This is a genomic window from Pseudoclavibacter sp. RFBI5 (genome assembly GCF_002931395.1).
Taxonomy (GTDB): Bacteria; Actinomycetota; Actinomycetes; order Actinomycetales; family Microbacteriaceae; genus Pseudoclavibacter.
Genome location: NZ_PSYA01000004.1, coordinates 194,941 through 215,760, shown reverse-complemented (window position 1 = coordinate 215,760; position 20,820 = coordinate 194,941). Strand labels below are relative to the sequence as shown.

The following is a 20,820-nucleotide window of genomic DNA, read 5'->3' as shown; positions in this document are numbered from 1 at the left end:
ATCCGATGGCCGACCGGGAGCCCGCCGCACCACGAGCTCGGGGTCAGGTGACGGTGACCGTCATCGGAGCGCTCACGCCACTCCCAGCTGGACCCTCGTACTGCATGACCGCTTCCCAATCACCGGGGGTGATCGACTCGTCGCGGAGGTTCACGATGCAGCTCGAGGCATCGGTGCCGGCCGAGGTCGGAGCGGCCGCCGACGCCGTCGCGACGAACGTCACCGGCCCGTTCTTCAAGACGAGCGTGCAGGTCCCGCCCGGTTCCGTGGCGGACACGAGCGCTGCAGCTGAGATCACGCGCTGGTCCGGGACCCAGTAGGCACGACTCAGCGACACCTGAACCGCGGACGCCTCGGCGTCCGGGTCTGGGGCCGCGGTCTCGGTCACCGTGACCGTCGGGCCAGGGGTGGCCGTGACGATGAGCGTCTCCGGGACCGCCACCTCGGTCGCCTGGGGCAACGTCGTGACGGGGGCAGTGTTGTCTGGTGGGGCCTGCTGCCCGAGCGGGTTCATGAGCACGAACACGATCGCGGCGATCGCCACGGCCGCCGCGATGAGGAGGCCGATGATCAGCCCTCGCCCGGTGCCACGGCGCTCGGCCTGGCTCTCCAGCTCTTCGAGCTCGTCAGGGTCGTACTGCCCGCCGAGCGGCGTCTCGCCGTTGCTCATCTGCCACCTCCAGTCGCAGACACGGTACCCCGCCGGAGGCCGGGGCCTCCTGATGCCGCGCCGCGGGGCGCGGTCAGCGCAGGCGCGCCAGCAGACCCTTGGCGTCAGCGGCGAGGCGTCGGAGCGGCTCCTCGAGCGCGGGCAGACGACGGAACACGGCTGCGGCGACCCGCGTGAGGCCGCTGCCGCCGGGCCGGCGAGCGCGCGCAAGACGGTGCGGTGCTCGCACGTCCGAGCCGAACTCGGCCACGAGATCCTCGTACTTCGCGGCGAGCAGCGCGTAGTCGCTCGCGAGGCCATCGGCGGTCTCCGCCTCGGAGACCGCGAACCCGGCGTCGAACACGAGCCGGCTCGCGACCAGGTCGAGGAGCGTCGCGAGCTCCCCCTCCGGGAAGCGCGCCTCGAGCGGCGCGTAGCCGAGCGAGCCGAGGGCTCCCGCGAGCGGTCGGAGCGCATCCACCCGATACGCCGCGAACCCCGCGTACGGAGCGATCGGAGCGTTCGGATCGAGCGGTGCATCCGCACCGAGCGTCGCGGCGAGCAGAGCGGCCCTCGTGCGGGTGCCGCGCCAGCCGTCACCGAGCAGTCCGGTCCCGATGGGCGGCGCCACCGGCACCACCATCCCCAGGCTGGCATGGTCGGCGAACTCCCACGCGAGCGGTTCCGCTCGCTCGAAGACGACCCTCCTGCCCCGCTGGCGGGCCAGCATCGAGGCGCTCGCCGGAGCCGAGCGCACCGAGTCCGCGGCCGCCGACTCCACCAGCAGCAGGTCGGCGTCCAGCAGCCGCTCGTCGCCGCCGGCGAGCCTGCGCCAGAAGTCGCCGCGGACGATGCGCACGTGCAGACCCGAGATCGTCGCCGACTCGTCGCCGCTCGCCGCGTCTCGAAGCCACTCGTGCGTGAGCGCAGTGGATGCGCGCCGCAGCACCCGAGGGCCAGCCCCGACGCCGCCGGCGAGCACCCGACTCGGCGCGAACCGCGCCGTCCCCTCGACGAGCACGTCGACGGGGAAGCCCCGTCGCTCGAGATCGAGGGCGACGTCCCGAGCCGAGACCCCGCGGTGGTCGAGCTCGACGGGGTCGTGGAAGAACACGCGGCGCTTCACGAGGGGCGCCCCCGCCTCGAGCAGCAGCAGCGGGGTCTCGAGGCTGGCGTTGGCGACGGGTGTCCCGTCCACCCGGAAGTTGCCTGCCGGGAACTGCGCGCCGACCGAGAAGCCGCGCTCCGCGAAGAACGGGGAGAAGCGCGCCTCGTGGTGCCGCACCGAGTCGTCGTACGACCGGATCTCGGGCATCGACGCCCAGTACTCGGCCCACGCGTCGCTCACCACGACATCCCTCCGCACGGCGAGCCAATGGGACTGCAGGTGCGATGGCAGGGTGCCGCGTCGCGTGTACGGGTCCGGGGTGAGCTCCCCATGCTCCGTCACACCCCACACGTCGTGCCCCGCGGCATCCGCCCACGCGAACGTCTCGGCGAAGTCGACGACGGGCCCGAAGAAGGTGTAGTTCGCGAGCACGACCTCGTCGAACGCCGCGAGCCGCTCCGGACCGATCTCCTCGAGCGCAGCGCGATAGCCGCCGACATCGAAGCCCTCGTTCGGCCGCTCGAAGACCCTGTCGGCGACGGAGGCCAGCGACTCGCGCGAAGCGTCGGTCACCGAGCCGTTCACGACGACGAAGAGCTCGCTGGCGTGCCCGCGCAGGCCCTGCAGCGCCCGGAGCACACCGGCGTCGGCGAGACCAGCCCGGTCGAAGAGCAGGTAGATGACAAGTCGATTCATAGTCTCGGGCGGCCGCTGCGGCCGACTCCTCCCCTGAGCGCGTGCAGACTCGTGCCAAGCTAGCACCACAGCGCACCGAGACAGAGGAGAGCAGATGCCAGCTTCGCGACTCGTCGCCGAACGCCGCCAGGAGGATGCCCGCGAGCAGCGACTCGGAGACGCCCCCGTCACCGCGGTCGTGTGCACCCACAACGGCGAGCAGTTCCTCGAGCAGCAGCTGCAGAGCATCCTCTCGCAGAGCCACCCCGTCGCCGAGGTCATCGTCTCCGACGACGCCTCGAGCGACGGAACGCTCGAGCTCGCGCGCCGCGTGCTGGAAGCCTCCGACCGCGCATTCCGCATCTACACCCGCGACGAGCCGCTACGGGTGAGTGCGAACTTCGCATTCGCGCTCGGCGAGGCCCGCACCGAGTACCTCGCCACCAGCGACCAGGACGACGTGTGGCACCCCAAGAAGGTCGAGCACCTCCTCGCCGCCCTCGTCGGCGACGACCAGGCCCTGCTCGCGCACTCCGACGCACTCCTCGTCGACGAGGACGGCGAGCCCATCGGCGGCACTCTCCTCGAATCGCTGGAGATCTCCGACGCCGAATGGCGCGACTACGAGAACGGGCGGCAGCTCGAGGCGCTCACCGCCCGCAACTTCGTGACCGGCGCCACCATGATGCTGCGCGCTTCCCTCGTCTTCCGAGCCGGCAACGCGCCAGAGCCGTGGATCCATGACGAGTGGCTCGCGACGACGGCGGCCCTCGTGAACGGACTCCGCGTCGTGCGAGAGCCCCTCATCGACTACCGGCAGCACACCGGCAACCAGATCGGGCAGACCGCACCCACCCTGCGGGTGAAGATCGCGCAGGCCACCAAGGACGGCTCCGCCGACCAGCTGCGCCGCTACCGCCGCGCCGTGGCGCTCCTGCGTCGCGTCAGCGAGCTCGGCGGCACCCCGGAGCAGGAGGCGCACGTGCGGCGCAAGGTCGCGCACGAACGACAGCGGCTCGAGCTGCCGGCCTTGCGCATCCGTCGGCTCCCCCGCGTCCTCAGGTGGACCCTGCGGGGTCGCTACGCGAACTACTCGCGCGGGAGCTACGACATCGCCCGCGACCTCTTCCAGTCGTTGCGGGAGCGCGACGAGCGCTGACCGCGAGCGTCGCGCGAATGCCGAGCGTGGCGCCAACGACGAAGGCCGTGACCCCGAGGGGCCACGGCCTTCACCGGCAAGCGGGGCTCGCTACGCGAGGAGCCCCTGCATGTAGCGTCCGTATCCGCTCTTCTGCAGCGGCTTCGCGAGCTCCGCGAACTCCGCGTCGTCGATCCACCCGGCGCGCCACGCGATCTCCTCGATGCAGCCGATCTTGAAGCCCTGACGGTCCTCGATCACGCGAACGTACTCGCTCGCCTGCATCATCGACTCGAACGTGCCGGTGTCCAGCCACGCCGTGCCACGGTCGAGCACCTGCACCTGCAGCTTGCCCGCATCCAGGTACGCCGAGTTGACGCTCGAGATCTCGAGCTCGCCCCGCGCGGAAGGCTCCACGTTCTTCGCGATCTCGACCACGTCGTTGTCGTAGAAGTAGAGGCCGGGCACCGCGTAGTTCGACTTCGGCACCTCCGGCTTCTCCTCGATCGACACGGCCTTGTTGTGCTCATCGAACTCGACGACGCCATACGCGACCGGGTTCGACACGTGATAGGCGAAGATCAAGCCGCCGTCGAGCACGTTGTTGCCGCGCAGCGACGAGCCGAGCCCAGAGCCGTGGAAGATGTTGTCGCCGAGCACCAGCGCGACCGAGTCGTCGCCGATGAACTCCTCGCCGATGATGAACGCCTGCGCGAGCCCATCCGGCGACGGCTGCACGGCGTACTCGATGCGCATCCCGAGCTGCGAGCCGTCACCCAGCAGGGCGCGGAACTGCTCGTTGTACTCGGGCGTCGTGATGATCAGCACCTCGCGGATGTCCGCCATCATGAGCGTCGACAGCGGGTAGTAGATCATCGGCTTGTCGTAGATGGGCATGAGCTGCTTCGAGATGCCCTTGGTGATCGGCCACAGACGCGTGCCGGAGCCGCCGGCCAGGATGATTCCCTTCATGGCTACGCACCCGCCTTCGCGCTGAGCTCCGCGTAGTAGGCGCGGGCCTCTTCCCAGCTGGGGAGGAGACCGGACGCGGCCGCCTCGGCAAGCGAGGGGGCATCCGTGTCCTTCGGGGAGAGCAGCAGTTCGCCGGCCTCCTCCGGGAAGCGGAGGTCGACGTCCTTGTCGAGCGGGTTGATGCCGTGCTCGCGCTCCGCGTGGTAGGTGTCGGTGACGAGGTAGCTGACCGTCGCGTCATCCGTGAGTGCCACGAACGCGTGGCCGAGACCCTCGGACAGGTAGATGGCCTTGCGGTCAACGTCGTCGAGACGCACCGAGTCCCACTCGCCGAACTTCGGCGAGCCCGTGCGGATGTCGATGACGAAGTCGAGCACCGCTCCGCGCGTGCACGTCACGTACTTGGACTGGCTCGGCGGAATGTCCGCGAAGTGGATGCCACGGACCACACCCCGCGTCGACACCGAGGTGTTCGCCTGCTTGAGGTCGATCGAGTGCCCGACAGCCTCTGCGAGCTTGTCGAAGCGGTACCACTCCAGGAACACGCCGCGGTCGTCGCCGAACTGCTTCGGCGTGATCTCGTAGCTGTCTGGGATGCTGAGTTCGCGAATCTCCATGCCGAGGAGTCTAGTGCGGCACGGAATGCGAATGCTCGCCGACCCACTCGGCCATACTTGAACGCTGGAGAACCGCCGCGGTAGAACGCGTATAGAGAAGAGGAATACGGGATGCACACCAACGCCGAGCCGCGCACGCCGCCGCGCGTCGCCGTCCTCCTCGCGACGCACATGGGGAAGCCCTACCTCGACGAGCAGCTCGACTCGATCCTCGACCAGGCCGGCGCCGACCTCCACGTGTACGTGTCCGACGACGGATCGACGGACGGCACCCTCGAGCTCCTCGCCGAGCGCGCCGCCGCCGACCCCCGCATCACGATCCTCTCCCCCGAGACCTTCGGCGCCCCCGCACCCAACTTCTTCCGCCTGCTCACCACGATCCCCATCGAGGAGTACGACTACGTCGGCTTCGCGGACCAGGACGACGTGTGGATGCCCGCCAAGCTCGAGCGGCACATCCGGCTCCTCGGCGAGGGCCGCGCGGACGGCATCTCCTCCAACGTCACCGCGTTCACCGAGGACGGCACGCGCATCCTCATCAAGAAGGACTACCCGCAGCGTCTCGCGGACCACCTCTTCGAGACGCCCGGCCCCGGATCGACGTTCCTCCTCACCGAGCGATTCGCGCGGCTCGTCGCAGACCAGCTCGACAACGCGGACTCCCCAGCGCGCACGGCCTTCGCCCACGACTGGCTCATCTACGCGCTCGCCCGATCGGCCGGGCTCCGCTGGATCATCGACGGCGAGTCGACCGTCGACTACCGCCAGCACGTCGCCAACGCGGTCGGCGCCAACACCGGCCTCTCGCAGGCGTGGAAGCGCCTGAGGCTCACCTCGAACCGCTGGCACCGCGGGCAGGTGCAGCTGACGGTCGAGGCGTGCATCCACGTCGCCTCCCCCGAGGAGCTGCCGAGACTGCAGTGGCTGCACGAGATCCTCGCCGAGTTCACGTATCGGGACGCGCTGCGGCTCGTGCGACGCTGGCGGCAGCTGCGACGCCGGCCACGGGACCGCGCGGCACTCGCCACCCTCATCACGACGGGACTGTGGTAGCTCGACGAAGGGCCGCGCTAGAGTAGCTCCGATTGCGCGCGGGTCGCACTGCGCCAGTCGAACCGCACAACCATCGGCAAATTTCCATCGGCACAGCCCGGCCGACGATTGAACAGGACAGGTATGAAACTTCTCGTGACCGGCGGGGCCGGCTTCATCGGCTCGAACTTCGTGCGCCGCGCGCTGCAGGACCAGTACGAGGGTCTGGAGGGTGTCGAGGTCGTCGTGCTGGACAAGCTGACCTACTCCGGCAACCTCGAGAATCTCGCACCCGTCTCCGACTCCGAGCGGTTCACGTTCGTCGAGGGCGACATCACCGACGACGTCGTGCTCGACGAGTGGATCCCGAAGGTGGATGCGGTTGTCCACTTCGCCGCAGAGTCGCACGTCGACCGCTCCGTGCGCGACGCCTCCGTGTTCATCGAGACCAACGTCGTCGGCACGCAGAAGCTGCTCGACGCGGCCCTGCGCCACGAGCTGCCCCGCTTCGTGCACGTCTCCACCGACGAGGTCTACGGCTCCATCGAAGAAGGAAGCTGGAGCGAGACGTTCCCGCTCGAACCCAACTCGCCCTACTCGGCATCCAAGGCGTCCTCCGACCTCATCGCGCGCTCGTACCACCGCACGCACGGCCTGAACGTGTCGATCACGCGGTGCTCGAACAACTACGGCCCGTACCACTTCCCCGAGAAGGTCATCCCGCTCTTCGTCACGAACCTCATCGACGACAAGCACGTTCCGCTCTACGGCGAGGGCAACAACATCCGCGACTGGCTGCACGTGGACGACCACTGCCGCGGTATCGCGATGGTGCTCGTCGGCGGAAAGGCCGGCGAGATCTACAACATCGGCGGCGGCACCGAGCTCACCAACAAGGAGCTCACGCAGCTCCTCCTCGACGCGACCGGCAAGGACTGGTCCTACGTGGACCGCGTGCAGGACCGCCTCGGCCACGACCTGCGCTACTCGGTCGACATCTCCAAGATCCAGCGCGAGCTGGGTTACGAGCCCAAGGTTCCGTTCGAGCAGGGCCTGGCTGACGTGGTGCAGTGGTACCGCGACAACCGCACCTGGTGGGAGCCGCTGAAGGAGCGCGCTGCCCTGTGACCGATTCGACGTCTGTCCCCGCCACGGCATCCGCACCTGCGGTTGCCGCACGGTTCCTGATCACGGGTGCATCCGGGATGCTCGGCCGTGACCTCCAGCGCGCCCTCGCGGGCCGCGAGGTCACGGCTCTGGATCGCGCCGCGCTCGACATCACCGACCCCGCAGCGGTCGAGGCCGCTGTGGCGGGGCATGACGTCGTCATCAACGCCGCCGCCTACACGAACGTGGACGGAGCGGAGACCGACGAGGCGACCGCCTTCGCGGTCAACGCGACGGGCCCCGGTGTGCTCGCGGCTGCCGCCGCGAAGCACGGCGCGCGACTCGTGCACGTCTCCACCGACTACGTCTTCCGCGGCGACGCCGCGTCCCCGTATGCGGAAGGCGCCGAACACGACCCGATCTCCGCCTACGGTCGCACCAAGGCCGCCGGCGAGAAGGCCGTCCGCGACGCACTGCCGGACGCCTCCTACATCGTGCGCACGGCCTGGCTCTACGGGGCCGACGGCCCGAACTTCGCGAAGACGATGGCCCGCCTCGCGGCGACCAAGCCCGAGGTCTCCGTCGTCTCCGACCAGCTCGGACAGCCCACGTACTCGGCGGACCTCGCGGCGCAGATTGTCGCGCTCGTCGACTCGGGCGCTCCTGCCGGCACCTACCACGGGACAAACGCCGGCATCGCCTCCTGGTACGACTTCGCGAAGGAGATCTTCCGCCTCGCGGGCTTCGACCCCGAGAACGTCAAGGAGACGGACAGCAGTGCGTTCGTCCGTCCCGCCCCTCGCCCCGCGTACTCCGTCCTCGGCCATGACGCCTGGGCGAACGCGGGAGTTCCACCCATGCGGCCCTGGCTCGACGCGCTCGAGGACGCTGCCGCGCAAGGAGTCCTCAGAGCCTGATGGTTACCCTTCGTGTTCTCCTCGACCGCGCCGCCGATGAGCGTCCAGGCGGCACCCGCCGCTACAGCGAAGAGCTCGGACGCCAGCTCATCACGCGTGCGCCCCGCGGCTGCGACGTCGAGGCGATCATTCCCCGGCGCACCCGCGACGAGGTCGCGCTCCTCGAGGAGCGGGTCCCCGGCCTGACGAGCGTCGTCCAGGCCCCTCTGCGCCCGGAACGCCTCGAGTCCTCCTGGTCACGCGGGCTCCTGACGAACACCGTCGGCGGCGGCTTCATCCACAGCTTCACTCCCCTCGCGCCCATGCGCGACATCTCGCTCAGCCAGGGCATCGACCAGACGGTCGTCACCTGGCACGACATGACCGCGTTCACCCATCCGGAGCTCATCAGCTCGCACACCGTGAAGCACCACAAGGCGCTCCTGCGTCGTGCGTTCCGCTACGCCAGCGGCATCGTCGTGCCGACGAACGCCGTCGCCGACCAGGTCATCGAGCACTTCGATTTCGGTGACCGCGTGCGCGTCATGAGCCCGGCCGCAGCTGCGAGCATCCGCCTCCCCGAGTCCGAGGGAGCTGGGGACGCGATCGCCGACACGCTCGGATTGCCGGACGAGTACGTGCTGACCCTGGCATCGCTGCACAAGCGCCACGGCCTCGCCCAGCTCATCAAGGCCCTGGACGACAAGGAACTCGCCGGCGTCACGCTTGTCGTCGTCGGTCCGACAGAGCGCGGAGAGGTCACGCTCGACGGCCTCGTCAGCGCCTCCGGCGTCGCCCGCGAGCGCGTCGTCTCCGTCGGCGTCATCAGCGACGAGCAGCTCGCCGTCGCCCTCCAGCGCGCCAGCGCCCTGGTCGTGCCCAGTCTCAGCGCAGGGTTCGGACTGCCCATCATCGAGGCCTTCAAGTTTGGCACCCCCGTCATCACCTCCGACGACCCAGCACTCGTCGAGGTCGGCCTCGACGCCACCCTCGTCGTGGAACGCGGCGACGGACTCGCCGACAGCGGCTACCCCGAGCGCCTCGCCGGTGCCATCGCGGGAGTGCTCGGCGACAGCGACCTCGAACGACGACTCCGCCTCGCCGGCAAGGACCGCGGCGGGATGTTCTCGTGGGAGATCGCCGCCGACCAGGTCTGGAACTTCCACGCCGACCTCTAGGCGCGACGCCGCCACGTCGGCAGGGTAGTCTCTCGCGCCAGCACCCCTCGGCACAGCAACGTCTCCGGATGACAACGTCTCGGGATGGGTTTCACGCCCGCGGATGGCTTGCAAGCCATCGGGAGGCGTGAAACCCATCCCGAGTCTGCAGCGGCGACCACCGGCGATCGCGCGCGCCAACATCTCGGCACAGCAACGTCTCGGGATGGGTTTCACGCCCGCGGATGGCTTGCAAGCCATCGGGAGGCGTCAAACCCATCCCGAGTCTGCAGCGGCGACGACCGGCGATCGCGCGCGCGATGCGATCGCCGCCGGCAGGGAGCGGTCGGGCGACATCGCCCCGAGGTCCCGGCCTGTGGAGAGACGGAAAGCGAAACGCGACGGGACCCTACTCTCGCGAACATGGAATCGCAGTTCTTCGAAAGCCCCGCCCGTGCCTTCTCCACACGTCAAGCTCAGCTCGAGGGCATCAGTGCTCGCGAACTGTACGGCGGCGATTATGGTCGGCCACACCGAGGCGTGTTCACGACGCATCCGGTCGAAACCCCAGTCGACTACGCTCGTGCCTTCGCGCCGAGGATGCGCGACTGGCACGCCCTGGGAGACCTCACCGCGGCCCGCTTCTGGGGCCTTCCGGTTCCCCGGCGATTCGATTCCGAGAAGACCGTGCACATCGTCGTCCCGTCTGGCAGAAACAAGCCACGGGGATCGGGTATCCGGGCGAGGAGCATCCAGCTGTCGAACTGGACGCGAACGCTGGAGTTCGGCGTCTCCCTCGCGACACCCACCCTCACCTGGGCACTCGCCGCACGCGTCCTGACGTCCAGAGAGCTGATCACTCTTGGCGATGCTCTCGTCACGACCTCCCGGAGCTACCGTGGGATCAACCGCCCATCCGATCCATCGGTCTCCGAGGATCCCCGTGCTCCTGTTCCCGCACTCGCGGAGCTGTCAGAGCTCCAAGCCCTCACGGATTCCTGGGGGCGCACAGTAGGCGCAACGCGGATGCGCGCCGCCCTCGCCGTGATCCGCCCCGGCGTCGAATCCCCTATGGAGTCCGTCACCCGGCTCTTGCTGCTCGATGCAGGGTTCGACGAACCGCTCGTGGGGCACCGAGTGCTCAGCAGGGGAACCTTCGTGGGGCGCGTCGATCTTGCCTATCCAGACGCGAAGGTCGCCGTCGAGTACGACGGCGAGTACCACTGGGAGAAGAAGCAGGCGATGAACGACCTGCGCAGGATCAACCGCCTCCAGGAAGCCGGGTGGGTCGTGATCCGGGTCACGAATCGGGATCTCGCGACTCCGACGGCTTTCTTGTCGCAGCTGCGCGCGGCGCTCCGTCGCGGCACACGCTCGAGGGGCACCACGATCGATCTCGCTGCATCCCGTTGAGTCGTTCCCAGCGTCGACTCCAGATGGCCTTCGCGCTTCCGGATGGGATGCACGCCATCCGCAAGCGCGAAAGCCATCCCGAAACAACCACACGGCGCCCGCAGAACACCCACGGACTCCAGATGGGACGCGCACTTCGGGATGGAATGCACGCCATCCGCAAGCGCGAAAGCCATCCCGAAGCAACCACACGGCGCCCGCAGAACACCCACGGACTCCAGATGGGACGCGCACTTCGGGATGGAATGCACACCATCCGCAAGCGCGAAAGCCATCCCGAAGCAACCACACGGCGCCCGCAGAACACCCACGGACTCCAGATGGGACGCGCACTTCGGGATGGAATGCACACCATCCGCAAGCGCGAAAGCCATCCCGAGAGCGCGGCGAAGGCAAGCGCGAGCACGAGGCCGAGCAGGCCGGCGCTACTCGGTGGGTGCGTTCTCCTCGGGTGGAGGCGTCGCCTCGGGCGGATCCGAGGCGATCGCGTCCTGGACGGCGGCGTGGATCGCGGGGATGTCGGGGTTGCCCTGGTCGAAGTTGGGCGGCACGATGTCGAGTCGCACGCTGTTGCCGCTGCGCGACTTCAGGAGAAGATCGCCCACGTAGCCGATCATGCCCTCCGGGATGTCGGTCTGCACGACCTTCTCGAGCGCATCCGTCACCGGCCCGATCTTGCCGAGCAGGTTGGTGGGTGTCATCGTCGCCACCATCGCCTCCTGGAGCTGCCGCTGGCGCTCCATGCGGGCGAAGTCGGTCGTCTCGTAGCGGGAGCGGGCGTACCAGAGGGCCGTCGAGCCGTCCATGTGCTGCTGCCCGACCTCGATGAACTCGGTAGCGGGCGCCCAGCCTGGTGACCCGTCGTCGTTGATGCCGATGCCCACGCGCTCGGTGACGTTGATGTCGACGCCGCCGAGGGCGTCGATGAGCTCCGTGAAGCCGGCCATGTCGACGAGCACGTAGTACTGGATGCTCAGCCCCGTGATGCCCTCGACCGCGTCCCGCATCGCCTCGATGCCGGGCTCCGAGCCATGCTCGGCGGCGTCGGCGTAGCCGCCGTCCTCGGCGATCGTCGCCTCGGTGTAGACGGAGTTGAGGTAGCAGACGTCGACCGCGCAGCCCTCGTAGAGGTCCGGGTACAGGTCGTGCATGTGCCCCTCGGAGAAGGGGAAGCTCTCCATCGCCCGCGGGAGACCGATCGTGGTGAGCTTGCCGGTGAAGGCGTTGAAGCTCATGACGCTGATCGAGTCGGGGCGGAGGCCTTCGCGGTCGGCGCCGCGGTCGCCGCCGAGCATCATGATGTTGATCTGGCCGTCGGCCGGCAGCTGCAGGCCGTTCGACGCGCCGCCGAAGAGCCCCTCGATGGCGGACTTCCCCTGGTTCGCGACCTGCGACGTGACGGCGGCGAAGACGAGCGGCACGGTGACGAGGACGACGCCGACGATGGCGATGAGCGGCCGAGCGACCTGCTCGAGCTTGATGATGCGCACGAGGCGGAGCGCATCCAGTCCGCTCACGACCCACATGGCCACGTAGAGCATGAGCACGAGGTGCACCGCGGTGATGCCGAGCGTGGTGGAGAACACGAACAGCAGTGGCCCGCGCAGCACGAGCGCCATGAGCAGGACCACGAGCACGGCCGCGATGCCGCCGAGCCAGATCGAGAGCATGAAGCGCCCGAACTTCCGATTCCCGGCAAGGATCTGCGCGGTTCCCGGGAGGAAGAAGTTCGCGAGGAGCAGCCACCAGGCGCGCCTGGTCATGAGCTGCGGCGAGCTGGCGTCCGGGTACCGGAGCGGGAGGGTGAGTGTCATGTGGTCCTGCGGTCGAGGAGCAAGGGGCAGCGACGGCGGCCGAAGGGGTGGGCTAGAGCGACTGCTTGAGGGCGTCGTTCTTGGCTTCTACGGCGTCGCGCAGTCCGTCACTGTAGTCGGCGAGTCTGGCTGCCAGCGCTTCGTCAGCTGTGCCGAGGATGCGGGCGGCGAGGATTCCGGCGTTCTTGGCTCCGCCGATGGAGACCGTCGCGACGGGGATGCCTGCAGGCATCTGCACGATCGAGAGCAGGGAGTCCATGCCGTCGAGGTACTTGAGCGGGACCGGCACGCCGACGACGGGGAGCGTCGTGAGCGAGGCGACCATGCCGGGGAGGTGGGCCGCGCCTCCCGCTCCGGCGATGATGACGCGGATGCCGCGTTCGCTCGCTCCGCGGCTGTAGCTGACGAGCTTCTCGGGGGTGCGGTGGGCGGAGACGACCTCGACCTCGGTGGGGATGCCGAACTCGGCGAGCACGTCGCGAGCTTCGTGCATGACACGCCAGTCGCTGTCGCTTCCCATGATGATGCCGACGAGGGGAGCCTGCTGCGGGGTGTCGTCTGCGGGCGCGGACGATGCGGTGGGGTGGTCGCTCATGCGTGCAAGCGTAGACGCGGGTGCGCGCGGCTCCGCTGAGGCTGGCCGGTGACGGCTCGCCTCAGGCCCAGCGCAGCCTTACGGCCTCGCGTCAGGATGCGGCGTCGTCGTCGAACGCGGCTGCCGCAGCCCTGGCCCGGTAGGCGACCTCGTCGAGCTCTGGACCGGCGACGGTCACGTGCCCCACCTTCCGCCCGGGGCGCGCGGACTTGCCGTAGCTGTGGATCTTCGCGTCGGGATGCGCGTGCATGGCCTTCTCGTACCGGTCGCCGTAGCTGCCCTCCTGCGGGCCGCCGAGCACATTGACCATGACGGCGTGGGGTGCCGTCATGCCGGTGTCGCCGAGGGGGAGGTCGAGGACGGCGCGGAGGTGCTGCTCGAACTGGCTCGTGGTGGAGCCGTCGATGGTCCAGTGCCCGGAGTTGTGCGGGCGCATCGCGAGCTCGTTGACGAGGATGCGCTGATCGGTCGTCTCGAAGAGCTCGACGGCCAGCACGCCGGTGACGTCGAGCCCGAGGGCGACCGACTGGGCGATGGTGGCGGCGACGTAGCCGAGGCGGTCGTCCGCTCCTTCGGCACCGGGGGCGGGGGCGAGCACCTCGGCGCAGACGCCGTCGCGCTGCACGGTCTCGACGATCGGCCAGAGGGCGATCTCACCGGAGGGGCGACGAGCGACGAGCTGCGCGAGCTCGCGGCGGAAGTCGACGCGTTCCTCGACGAGCAGGGGCTCCCCCGCAGCGAACCAGTCGGCGCCGTCGGCGCCGTCGCGGACGATGCGGACGCCCTTGCCGTCGTAGCCGCCTCGTGGCGTCTTGAGCACGGCGACGCCGCCGTTGGCGTCGATGAACGCCTGCAGCTCCGCCTCGTCGCGCACTTCGGCCCAGTTGGGAATCGGGATGCCGAGCTCCGCGAGGCGGCGGCGCATGAGGAGCTTGTCCTGGGCGTACTGCAGCGCGTGCGGCCCTGGGCGCACGGCGACGCCGGCGTCGACGAGGCCCCTGAGCACGTCCTGCGGAACGTGCTCGTGGTCGAAGGTGACCACATCCACTCCGCGCGCGAAGTCGAGCACCTCAGCGAGGACGTGCATGTCGCCGACGGCGGTGACGGCGCGGTCTGCGCTCTCGCCGCGGCCTGCCGCGAAGACCCGCAGGTCGACGTCGAGCTCGATGGCGGGTGGGAGCATCATTCGTGCGAGCTGCCCGGCTCCGATGACGCCGACGACCTGACCCATGGTTCGCTCCGTTCGAGAGTGCTGCTGGCAGTCCTGCCGTGAGGGAGTCTGTGCGCTCGCATCGAATTCGACGGCCGGGGAGTTCTCCCCGCCTGCGTTGCAGTGGCAGTGACGTGCCTTTTGCTCTGACGTGTCTATACTCCGACGAGGGTCACAACTCCCCAACAGTTTATCCTGCTTGCGGCGGCATCATCCACGCAAGTGCCCCACGATGGAGGTCGAGCGCTTGACCAATCGCTCCCGCAAGCACGCAGAGCCGCATCACTCTGAGCCTGAGGATTTCGTCGGCTTCGTCGCCGCGGAGACTGCCGAGTTCGATCTGCCTGCGCAGCGGACCTCGCGGAGCCTCTGGGGCCGCATCGTCAACGTGTTCCGACGCATCGCGGCGTCGAAGGGCATGATGGCGCAGCTCATCAACTTCGGCCTCGTCGGCGGGGTCGGCTTCGTCGTCGACACCGGCCTGTTCAACATCCTCATGCTGACGGTGCTCAACCCCACCGAGGTCGCGCATGGCGCGCTGTGGGCGAAGGTCATCTCGACGTGCGCGGCGATCGTGACGAACTGGATCGGCAACCGCATCTGGACGTTCCGCCAGCACAAGCGCCAGGACAACTTCCGGGAGGCGATCGAGTTCTTCGGCGTGAGCCTCGTGGGGCTCGGCATCGGCCTGCTCCCGATCTGGTTCACGAATGCCGTGCTCGACAACCACTCGTGGATCGCCTACAACATCGCGAACCTCGTCGGAATCGGCCTCGGCGCGATCTTCCGCTTCATCCTGTACCGCTTCTGGGTGTTCTCCCCCAAGCGCGTCGCGGAGATGCAGCAGAAGGACGGCACCGCAGTAGAGGCCAGCTGACCTCGTCTGCCGAGCGATCGGCGGGCTGCCAAGAGCCGCGGGCACTCCTGCCCGCGGCTCTTCGCGTCTGCGGCCCTCTGCGAGCCCGTGTCGGGGAGGAGCGACGGGTCCCGGCGCTCGGGCGGCTACGGCCCGCTGAGCTCCCGGATGCACGCGGCAACGGTGTTGGCGCTCGGCACGTCGATGAGTCTGAGGCGGTGGCCGGAGACCGAGGTGATGACGATCGTCCCCGAGCGGAACATCGCCTGCCAGAGGTTGCGCCGGACCGTGACGTCGACGATCGCGTTCATGTAGATCTCGCGGGTCTCGCTCGTCAGGGTGCCCTGCGAGAGCACGATGCGGTGCGTGGTGATCCTGTTGCGTGCCTGGAGCCAGACCACGATGGGCACGATGCCGAGGAGGACGATCGCGGCGAGCGAGATGAGCAGCCACGCGTGGCGGGCCCCGATCGTCGTCTCCTGCAGGGCACCGAGGTTGTAGCCGGCGGCCGCGAAGCCGATGATGAGGACGATCGACGGCAGCAGCAGACGGCGTCCGTGCCTGCGCACTCGCATGATCGTCCGCTCGGGCAGCCGCATGCCGAGCGGCTCGTAGTGCCGCTGCTGGGGGCTTTCCGGCTGAGCGGGGAACTGCTGACCGTACTGCCGTCCGGAGTGGTAGCGGTGCCGGTCTGGCGCGGCTCGCTGCTGGACCTGCGCGTACTCGTGGTGCGGCGGTGCCGCCTGCTGTCGTGGCGCGTGGTTGACGGCATGCTGCGCACCCTGGGGCGGTGCGCCGTACTGCTGCGCACCGGACTGCTGCGCGTCGGGAGCGCCGAAGATCTGGTCCCAGGACTGCTCGCTCGGATGCGGTGGGCGGCCGCGCATCAGGCCCCGTTCTCTGGGCGGACCCGCTCGACGTCCCCGGCCGCGACGGACCTGGTCTCGCCGTCATCGCCTCTGATCACGAGGTGCCCTTCCGGCGTGAGCTCGGTCGCGAAGCCGTGCAGGATCTCGCCGGACGGCAGCGTGGCTGCGACGCGGGCGCGGAGGGTCGAGCAGACGTCGCTCAGCTCGCCGTGGGCTCCGCTCGCGATGGCATCGCCGCGAGTCTCGCGCAGCGCTTCGAGCCTCGCCACGAACTCGGAGAGGTACGCGGGGAGGAGCTCCGCCGGGTGCGGCGGGAGCATTCCCGCCAGCGCGAGCGAGGTGGCGTGAGGTGTGGGCAGCTCTTCTGCCTGCAGGGTGATGTTGACGCCGGTGCCGACGACGCAGGACAGCTCACCGTCGCGCGTTCCGAGGACACGCCCCAGGATGCCGGCGACCTTGCGTCCGTCGATCTGGACATCGTTCGGCCACTTGATCTCGACGCGACCGGAGTGCTCGTCCGGTCGGAAGCCGGGGGCCGGTGGTGACAGCTCGAGGATGGCACTGCGGAGTGCGAGTCCCGCGATGAGGGGCAGCCAGCCCAGGATGCGGGGGGCTGCCTCGTCGTCGGCGAGGCGCACGAGGGTCGAGGCTGCGAGGCATTTTCCGCGCGGGGAGATCCATTCACGGCCGTGGCGGCCGACGCCGGCGGTCTGGGCGTAGGTGACGAGGGTGCTGAGGGCCGGGTTCTGGCTGGCCTCTCCCCCGGTGCGCTCCCAGATGTCGGCGAGCACGTCGTTGGTCGAGGTCGCCTCCGGGACGGAGATGAGGCGCAGCTCGGTGCCAGCGGCTCGCCCTCCGAGGAGGAGCTGGGTGATGGCAGGGGTGCTCACTGGGCGCCCGCGATCGCCGAGCCGATGAACGACAGGTACACGAAGGTCATCACGACCGAGGCGAGGACGGCGACGAAGAGGGTGACGAGGGCGATGATCGCGAGCACCTTCGAGCGACGCTTCTGCCAGAGCGCGACGATCGCGAGCACGAAGGCGACGGCCGCGATGGAGAGCGCGAGCGCGATGTTGAGCACGGGAACCGGGATGAACGCGAGGACGAGGACGAGCGCGGCGACGCCGAGCGCCCACCTGCCCCAGAGGCTCCGTCGCGAGAGCTCGGGCGGGGTGCCCGCCTCGCCTCGGATGCTCGCGTCGTACGGCGCCATGGGCGCGCTCGACGGCAGCAGGCACTGCTGCGCCTGGGCATCCGGTGCCAGCGGTACGACCTCGGCGCCTGCCCTGGGCGCGGCCCCGTTCGGTGCGCCAGTCCCCTGAGTCATGCCGCCAACCTCTCAAATGTCGTGCGTCGTGCGTCTCTCTTGCACTTCACCGGGGAATCAGGCTAACCCGTGCGGCCGAATATGAGCCGCCGCCCGGTAAAGTGACGCGGGTGAACTCCGCACCACTTGACTCCTCAGCGTCCGGTCCGACCCCTACGAGCACGGCTGACAAGATCGCCGACCTCAGGGCCCGCCATGCGGAAGCAGTGACGCAGGCGGAGGAGGTCTCTGCGAAGAAGCAGCACGCGAAGGGCAAGAAGACCGCACGGGAGCGCATCCTCGAGCTGCTCGACCCGGGCTCCTTCGTGGAGCTCGACGAGTACGTCCGGCACCGGACGACGGCGTTCGGCATGGATGCCCGCCGCCCGTACGGCGACGCGGTCATCACGGGAACGGGCACGATCCACGGCCGCGGTGTCGCCGTCTACTCGCAGGACTTCACGACGTTCGGCGGCTCGCTCGGCGAGGTCGCGGGCGAGAAGATCATCAAGATCATGGACCACGCCATGAAGGTTGGGGTGCCGATCATCGGCATGCTCGACTCGGGCGGCGCGCGCATCCAGGAGGGTGTCGTCGCGCTCGGGAAGTACGGCGAGATCTTCCGGCGCAACACGCAGGCCTCCGGTGTGATCCCGCAGATCTCCATCGTCATGGGCCCCGCAGCCGGCGGCGCCGTGTACTCCCCTGCGCTCACCGACTTCGTCATCATGGTCGACAAGACGAGCCACATGTTCGTGACGGGACCTGACGTCATCAAGACGGTCACCGGCGAGGAGGTGGGCTTCGAGGAGCTCGGCGGCGCGCTCGCGCACAACCGCACCTCTGGCGTCTCCCACTACCTGGCCGCGGATGAGGACGATGCCCTCGACTACGCGCGCCAGCTCCTCTCGTTCCTGCCGGACAACAACCAGGCCGAGCTGCCGAGCTACGACATCGAGACGGAGCTCGAGATCACGGATCTCGACAAGAAGCTCAACACGGTCATCCCCGACTCCCCGAACCAGCCGTACGACGTGAAGCAGGTCATCGAGCTCATCGTCGACGACGGCGACTTCCTCGAGGTCCAGCCGCTCTTCGCCCCCAACATCATCATCGGCTTCGCGCGCGTCGACGGCACCTCCGTCGGCATCGTCGCGAACCAGCCGAGCGCGATGGCGGGCACGTTGAACATCGAGGCCGGCGAGAAGGCGTCCCGCTTCGTGCGCTTCTGCGACGCGTTCTCGATCCCGATCCTCACGCTCGTGGACGTGCCTGGCTACCTGCCCGGCACCGACCAGGAGTGGTCCGGGGTCATCCGCCGCGGCGCGAAGCTGCTGTACGCGTACGCGGAGGCGACAGTGCCGCTCGTGACCGTCATCCTGCGCAAGGCGTACGGCGGCGCGTACATCGTCATGGGCTCGAAGCAGCTCGGCGCCGACCTGAACTTCGCGTGGCCGACCGCCGAGATCGCCGTCATGGGCGGCCAGGGTGCCGTGAACATCCTGTACCGGGGTGAGATCAAGCGCGCCGAGGAGGCGGGCGAGGACGTCGCCGCCGTGCGCACGCGCCTCGCGAACGAGTACACGTACAACGTCGCGTCTCCCTTCCTGGCTGCCGAGCGCGGCGAGCTCGACTCGGTCATCGAGCCCGCGTCGACCCGAGTCATCGTCGCGAAGGCGCTGCGCACGCTGCGCACGAAGCGCGCATCGCTGCCCCCCAAGAAGCACGGGAACATCCCACTGTGAGCCAGGACCAGATCCCCTCGCACGTCGGCCTCGAGCACATCGTGCGCACCGTCAGCGGCAACCCCACCGAGGACGAGCTCGCGGCGGCCACGCTTGTGCTCGCCTCGATGATCGAGTCAGCACAGGACCTCGACCGGCCCCGCGACATCGTCAAGCGCCGCACGGCGTGGCAGCTCTCGCAGCGCAGCATGCGCGGCGGCGGCTCCGCGAGCGATCCGTTCGGCGGCTCCTACCGGAGCTGATCGCAGCCGCATGCGAACCGAGCGATCCTCTGGCGGGTTCATGTTCGCCCTCGTCGCCCTGCTTGCAGTGGCGCTGGTGTTCGCGACCCCCGCTGGTGTGCCCTCGAACGACGAGGGTGGCGCGCCTGCGGCAGAGCCGTGGAGCGCTGACGGCGTCCGCGAGTGGTTCGAGGTCAACGTCTTCGGCACGCAGAGCCGTTTCGAGCCGGTCGTCGTCCCGCCGGAGGATGCGCAGAGCGCCTCGCTGAGCTACCCGCCACTCGTCACGGCCCCCATCGGCCCGTGGCCAGAGGGAGAGGCTGGCATCGACGCCTTCATCGCGGCATCCGGTGTTCCTGCGACCTGGGCTGCCGACGGCCAGACGGCCTGCCCGGAGGACGCGCAGGCCTGCACGAAGCAGTCCTGGTGCGAGGGCGGCGGTTGCCCGGTCGAGCCGCCGACCGCCAGCATCCATCTGCGGGCGGATGATGCGACGCTGTTCCCGACGATCACCGATGCGGGCGCGTCGGTCCTGATCCACGAGCTGGGCCACGCGCAGCAGGCCTACGTCTTCCCGAACCCGGACGAGATGGTCCGCGTGCTGGAAGAGGAGGGCTACGGGCAGTTCTCCGGCTGGGACGGCAACGCGGTCCCCGCGGTCGAGGGGCATGCTGAGTGCTACACGCAGGCGCTCATCGCCAGCTCAGCGTATTTCGCAGACTGCCCGGTCGATCGCAAGGAGCGCGCCGTCGCGCTGCTGCTCGAGAAGCGGTCCTGAATCGCCCACTTTGTCGCTACAGTGAGCGAAAACCACCGAACTTCCAGGAGAGATCATGGCGAAGACCACCGTCACATCAGCGTTCGCGATCGGAGCCCTCGTGCTCCTCGGGTTCGGCCTCACCGGCTGCTCCGCGGCCCAGGAGATCGCGGAATCGGTCGAGGGCGAGATGTCCGGCGGCGAGAGCGAGGTCCGCGACGGCGAGACACAGGAGGTCACCGAGTCGGGTGACCTCGACGTCTTCAAGCTCGCCGTGGGTGACTGCTTCAACGACGCCGGCAGCACCACGGTCAGCGAGATCCCGGTCGTGCCGTGCTCCGACCCACACGACTACGAGGTGTACTTCGAGGTCGAGATGGCCGCGGGCGAGTACCCCGGAGACGAAGCCATCAGCGCGCAGGCGGACACCGACTGCACGGCGCAGTTCGCGACCTTCGTCGGGCTTTCCTACGAGGAGAGCTCGCTGAATTTCAGCTACCTCACTCCCACCCAGCAGAGCTGGGATGGCGCCGATGACCGTCTCATCCAGTGCATCATCATCGACGATGCTGCGCAGACGACGGGCAGCCTCGCCGGCGCCGCTCGCTAGGACGCCCTGGTCTCTCTGCTCGACGGAGACCGTGCGACGAACGCCGGGCCCCTCGCTCCTGCGAGTGCCC

The 20,820-nt window shown here is 69.0% G+C and carries 20 protein-coding genes and 1 pseudogene; 11 read left to right on the top strand and 10 right to left on the bottom strand.

The features are described 5' to 3' along the window. Nucleotides 1-43 precede the first annotated feature (43 nt). Nucleotides 44-670, bottom strand: coding sequence for a hypothetical protein (locus C5E06_RS03880; RefSeq protein ID WP_104242981.1), 627 nt, complete (start codon nucleotides 668-670; stop codon nucleotides 44-46). Between the two features lie 73 nt (nucleotides 671-743). Beyond that, complete coding sequence (locus tag C5E06_RS03875) at nucleotides 744-2,453, bottom strand: rhamnan synthesis F family protein (RefSeq protein ID WP_181062883.1); 1,710 nt, start codon at nucleotides 2,451-2,453, stop codon at nucleotides 744-746. 94 nt (nucleotides 2,454-2,547) lie between these two features. On the opposite strand from C5E06_RS03875, the gene C5E06_RS03870 reads away from it, so the two are divergent. Next, on the top strand, nucleotides 2,548-3,591 hold the full coding sequence (locus C5E06_RS03870) for a glycosyltransferase (protein ID WP_104306043.1): 1,044 nt from the start codon (nucleotides 2,548-2,550) through the stop codon (nucleotides 3,589-3,591). A gap of 90 nt (nucleotides 3,592-3,681) precedes the next feature. On the opposite strand, the gene rfbA is transcribed toward C5E06_RS03870, so the two are convergent. Together rfbA and C5E06_RS03860 are read right to left on the bottom strand one after the other, a co-directional pair. After that, nucleotides 3,682-4,542, bottom strand: a complete 861-nt coding sequence (gene rfbA / locus C5E06_RS03865; RefSeq protein ID WP_104242985.1) for a glucose-1-phosphate thymidylyltransferase RfbA — start codon at nucleotides 4,540-4,542, stop codon at nucleotides 3,682-3,684. Nucleotides 4,543-4,544: 2 nt separating this feature from the next. Next, nucleotides 4,545-5,159 carry a dTDP-4-dehydrorhamnose 3,5-epimerase family protein gene (locus C5E06_RS03860; protein ID WP_068479667.1) on the bottom strand — a complete coding sequence of 205 codons (615 nt, stop codon included), beginning with the start codon at nucleotides 5,157-5,159 and terminating at the stop codon, nucleotides 4,545-4,547. A gap of 111 nt (nucleotides 5,160-5,270) precedes the next feature. Between C5E06_RS03860 and C5E06_RS03855 the strand changes: the two genes are divergently transcribed. The 5 genes from C5E06_RS03855 to C5E06_RS03835 all read left to right on the top strand — a co-directional run bounded on the left by C5E06_RS03855 (nucleotide 5,271) and on the right by C5E06_RS03835 (nucleotide 10,764). After that, entirely contained in the window at nucleotides 5,271-6,212 is a 942-nt protein-coding gene (locus C5E06_RS03855; protein ID WP_104299654.1) for a glycosyltransferase, read from the top strand. 123 nt (nucleotides 6,213-6,335) lie between these two features. After that, complete coding sequence (gene rfbB, locus C5E06_RS03850; RefSeq protein WP_068484209.1) at nucleotides 6,336-7,319, top strand: dTDP-glucose 4,6-dehydratase; 984 nt, start codon at nucleotides 6,336-6,338, stop codon at nucleotides 7,317-7,319. Beyond that, the gene (gene rfbD, locus C5E06_RS03845; protein ID WP_258063366.1) at nucleotides 7,316-8,215 is read left to right on the top strand and encodes a dTDP-4-dehydrorhamnose reductase; all 900 of its coding nucleotides are present in this window, start codon (nucleotides 7,316-7,318) and stop codon (nucleotides 8,213-8,215) included. The genes rfbB and rfbD overlap by 4 nt, the downstream gene beginning before the upstream one ends. Continuing rightward, complete coding sequence (locus C5E06_RS03840) at nucleotides 8,215-9,372, top strand: glycosyltransferase family 1 protein (RefSeq protein ID WP_104306042.1); 1,158 nt, start codon at nucleotides 8,215-8,217, stop codon at nucleotides 9,370-9,372. Before rfbD ends, C5E06_RS03840 begins: the two co-directional genes overlap by 1 nt. Nucleotides 9,373-9,774: 402 nt before the next feature. Further along, complete coding sequence (locus tag C5E06_RS03835) at nucleotides 9,775-10,764, top strand: DUF559 domain-containing protein (RefSeq protein WP_181062882.1); 990 nt, start codon at nucleotides 9,775-9,777, stop codon at nucleotides 10,762-10,764. A gap of 425 nt (nucleotides 10,765-11,189) precedes the next feature. Here C5E06_RS03835 and C5E06_RS03830 read toward each other — a convergent pair whose 3' ends face one another. The 3 genes and pseudogenes from C5E06_RS03830 to C5E06_RS03820 form a co-directional block, all read right to left on the bottom strand. Continuing rightward, nucleotides 11,190-12,578, bottom strand: coding sequence for an LCP family protein (locus C5E06_RS03830; protein WP_104299658.1), 1,389 nt, complete (start codon nucleotides 12,576-12,578; stop codon nucleotides 11,190-11,192). Between the two features lie 52 nt (nucleotides 12,579-12,630). Further along, nucleotides 12,631-13,173 carry a 5-(carboxyamino)imidazole ribonucleotide mutase gene (gene purE, locus C5E06_RS03825; protein WP_104242995.1) on the bottom strand — a complete coding sequence of 181 codons (543 nt, stop codon included), beginning with the start codon at nucleotides 13,171-13,173 and terminating at the stop codon, nucleotides 12,631-12,633. Between the two features lie 91 nt (nucleotides 13,174-13,264). Continuing rightward, nucleotides 13,265-14,458, bottom strand: a pseudogene (locus tag C5E06_RS03820) (5-(carboxyamino)imidazole ribonucleotide synthase); the annotation flags it as partial. A 172-nt stretch (nucleotides 14,459-14,630) separates the two neighbouring features. Here C5E06_RS03820 and C5E06_RS03815 point away from each other — a divergent pair. Beyond that, a complete protein-coding gene (locus C5E06_RS03815) occupies nucleotides 14,631-15,260 on the top strand; it encodes a GtrA family protein (RefSeq protein WP_181057997.1) in 630 nt (209 codons plus the stop codon). A gap of 125 nt (nucleotides 15,261-15,385) precedes the next feature. Here C5E06_RS03815 and C5E06_RS03810 read toward each other — a convergent pair whose 3' ends face one another. Genes C5E06_RS03810 through C5E06_RS19175 form a run of 3 tightly spaced genes read right to left on the bottom strand, consistent with a single transcriptional unit; the run spans nucleotide 15,386 to nucleotide 17,438 of the window. Next, nucleotides 15,386-16,126: a PH domain-containing protein gene (locus tag C5E06_RS03810; RefSeq protein WP_104306039.1), complete on the bottom strand. Its 741-nt coding sequence runs from the start codon at nucleotides 16,124-16,126 to the stop codon at nucleotides 15,386-15,388. Next, nucleotides 16,126-16,998, bottom strand: coding sequence for a biotin--[acetyl-CoA-carboxylase] ligase (locus tag C5E06_RS03805; RefSeq protein WP_181062881.1), 873 nt, complete (start codon nucleotides 16,996-16,998; stop codon nucleotides 16,126-16,128). The genes C5E06_RS03810 and C5E06_RS03805 overlap by 1 nt, the downstream gene beginning before the upstream one ends. Beyond that, on the bottom strand, nucleotides 16,995-17,438 hold the full coding sequence (locus C5E06_RS19175; protein ID WP_181062880.1) for a hypothetical protein: 444 nt from the start codon (nucleotides 17,436-17,438) through the stop codon (nucleotides 16,995-16,997). Before C5E06_RS19175 ends, C5E06_RS03805 begins: the two co-directional genes overlap by 4 nt. A 110-nt stretch (nucleotides 17,439-17,548) precedes the next feature. Here C5E06_RS19175 and C5E06_RS03800 point away from each other — a divergent pair, with 110 nt between their 5' ends. Genes C5E06_RS03800 through C5E06_RS03785 form a run of 4 tightly spaced genes read left to right on the top strand, consistent with a single transcriptional unit; the run spans nucleotide 17,549 to nucleotide 20,750 of the window. Beyond that, nucleotides 17,549-19,162 (top strand): acyl-CoA carboxylase subunit beta, encoded by a 1,614-nt coding sequence (locus C5E06_RS03800; RefSeq protein ID WP_104243005.1) that lies wholly within the window; start codon nucleotides 17,549-17,551, stop codon nucleotides 19,160-19,162. After that, nucleotides 19,159-19,404: an acyl-CoA carboxylase subunit epsilon gene (locus tag C5E06_RS03795; protein ID WP_258067477.1), complete on the top strand. Its 246-nt coding sequence runs from the start codon at nucleotides 19,159-19,161 to the stop codon at nucleotides 19,402-19,404. The genes C5E06_RS03800 and C5E06_RS03795 overlap by 4 nt, the downstream gene beginning before the upstream one ends. Nucleotides 19,405-19,414: 10 nt before the next feature. Then, the gene (locus tag C5E06_RS03790; protein ID WP_104306037.1) at nucleotides 19,415-20,161 is read left to right on the top strand and encodes a hypothetical protein; all 747 of its coding nucleotides are present in this window, start codon (nucleotides 19,415-19,417) and stop codon (nucleotides 20,159-20,161) included. Between the two features lie 55 nt (nucleotides 20,162-20,216). Next, nucleotides 20,217-20,750 carry a septum formation family protein gene (locus C5E06_RS03785; protein WP_104306036.1) on the top strand — a complete coding sequence of 178 codons (534 nt, stop codon included), beginning with the start codon at nucleotides 20,217-20,219 and terminating at the stop codon, nucleotides 20,748-20,750. The last annotated feature ends 70 nt before the right edge of the window (nucleotides 20,751-20,820 follow it).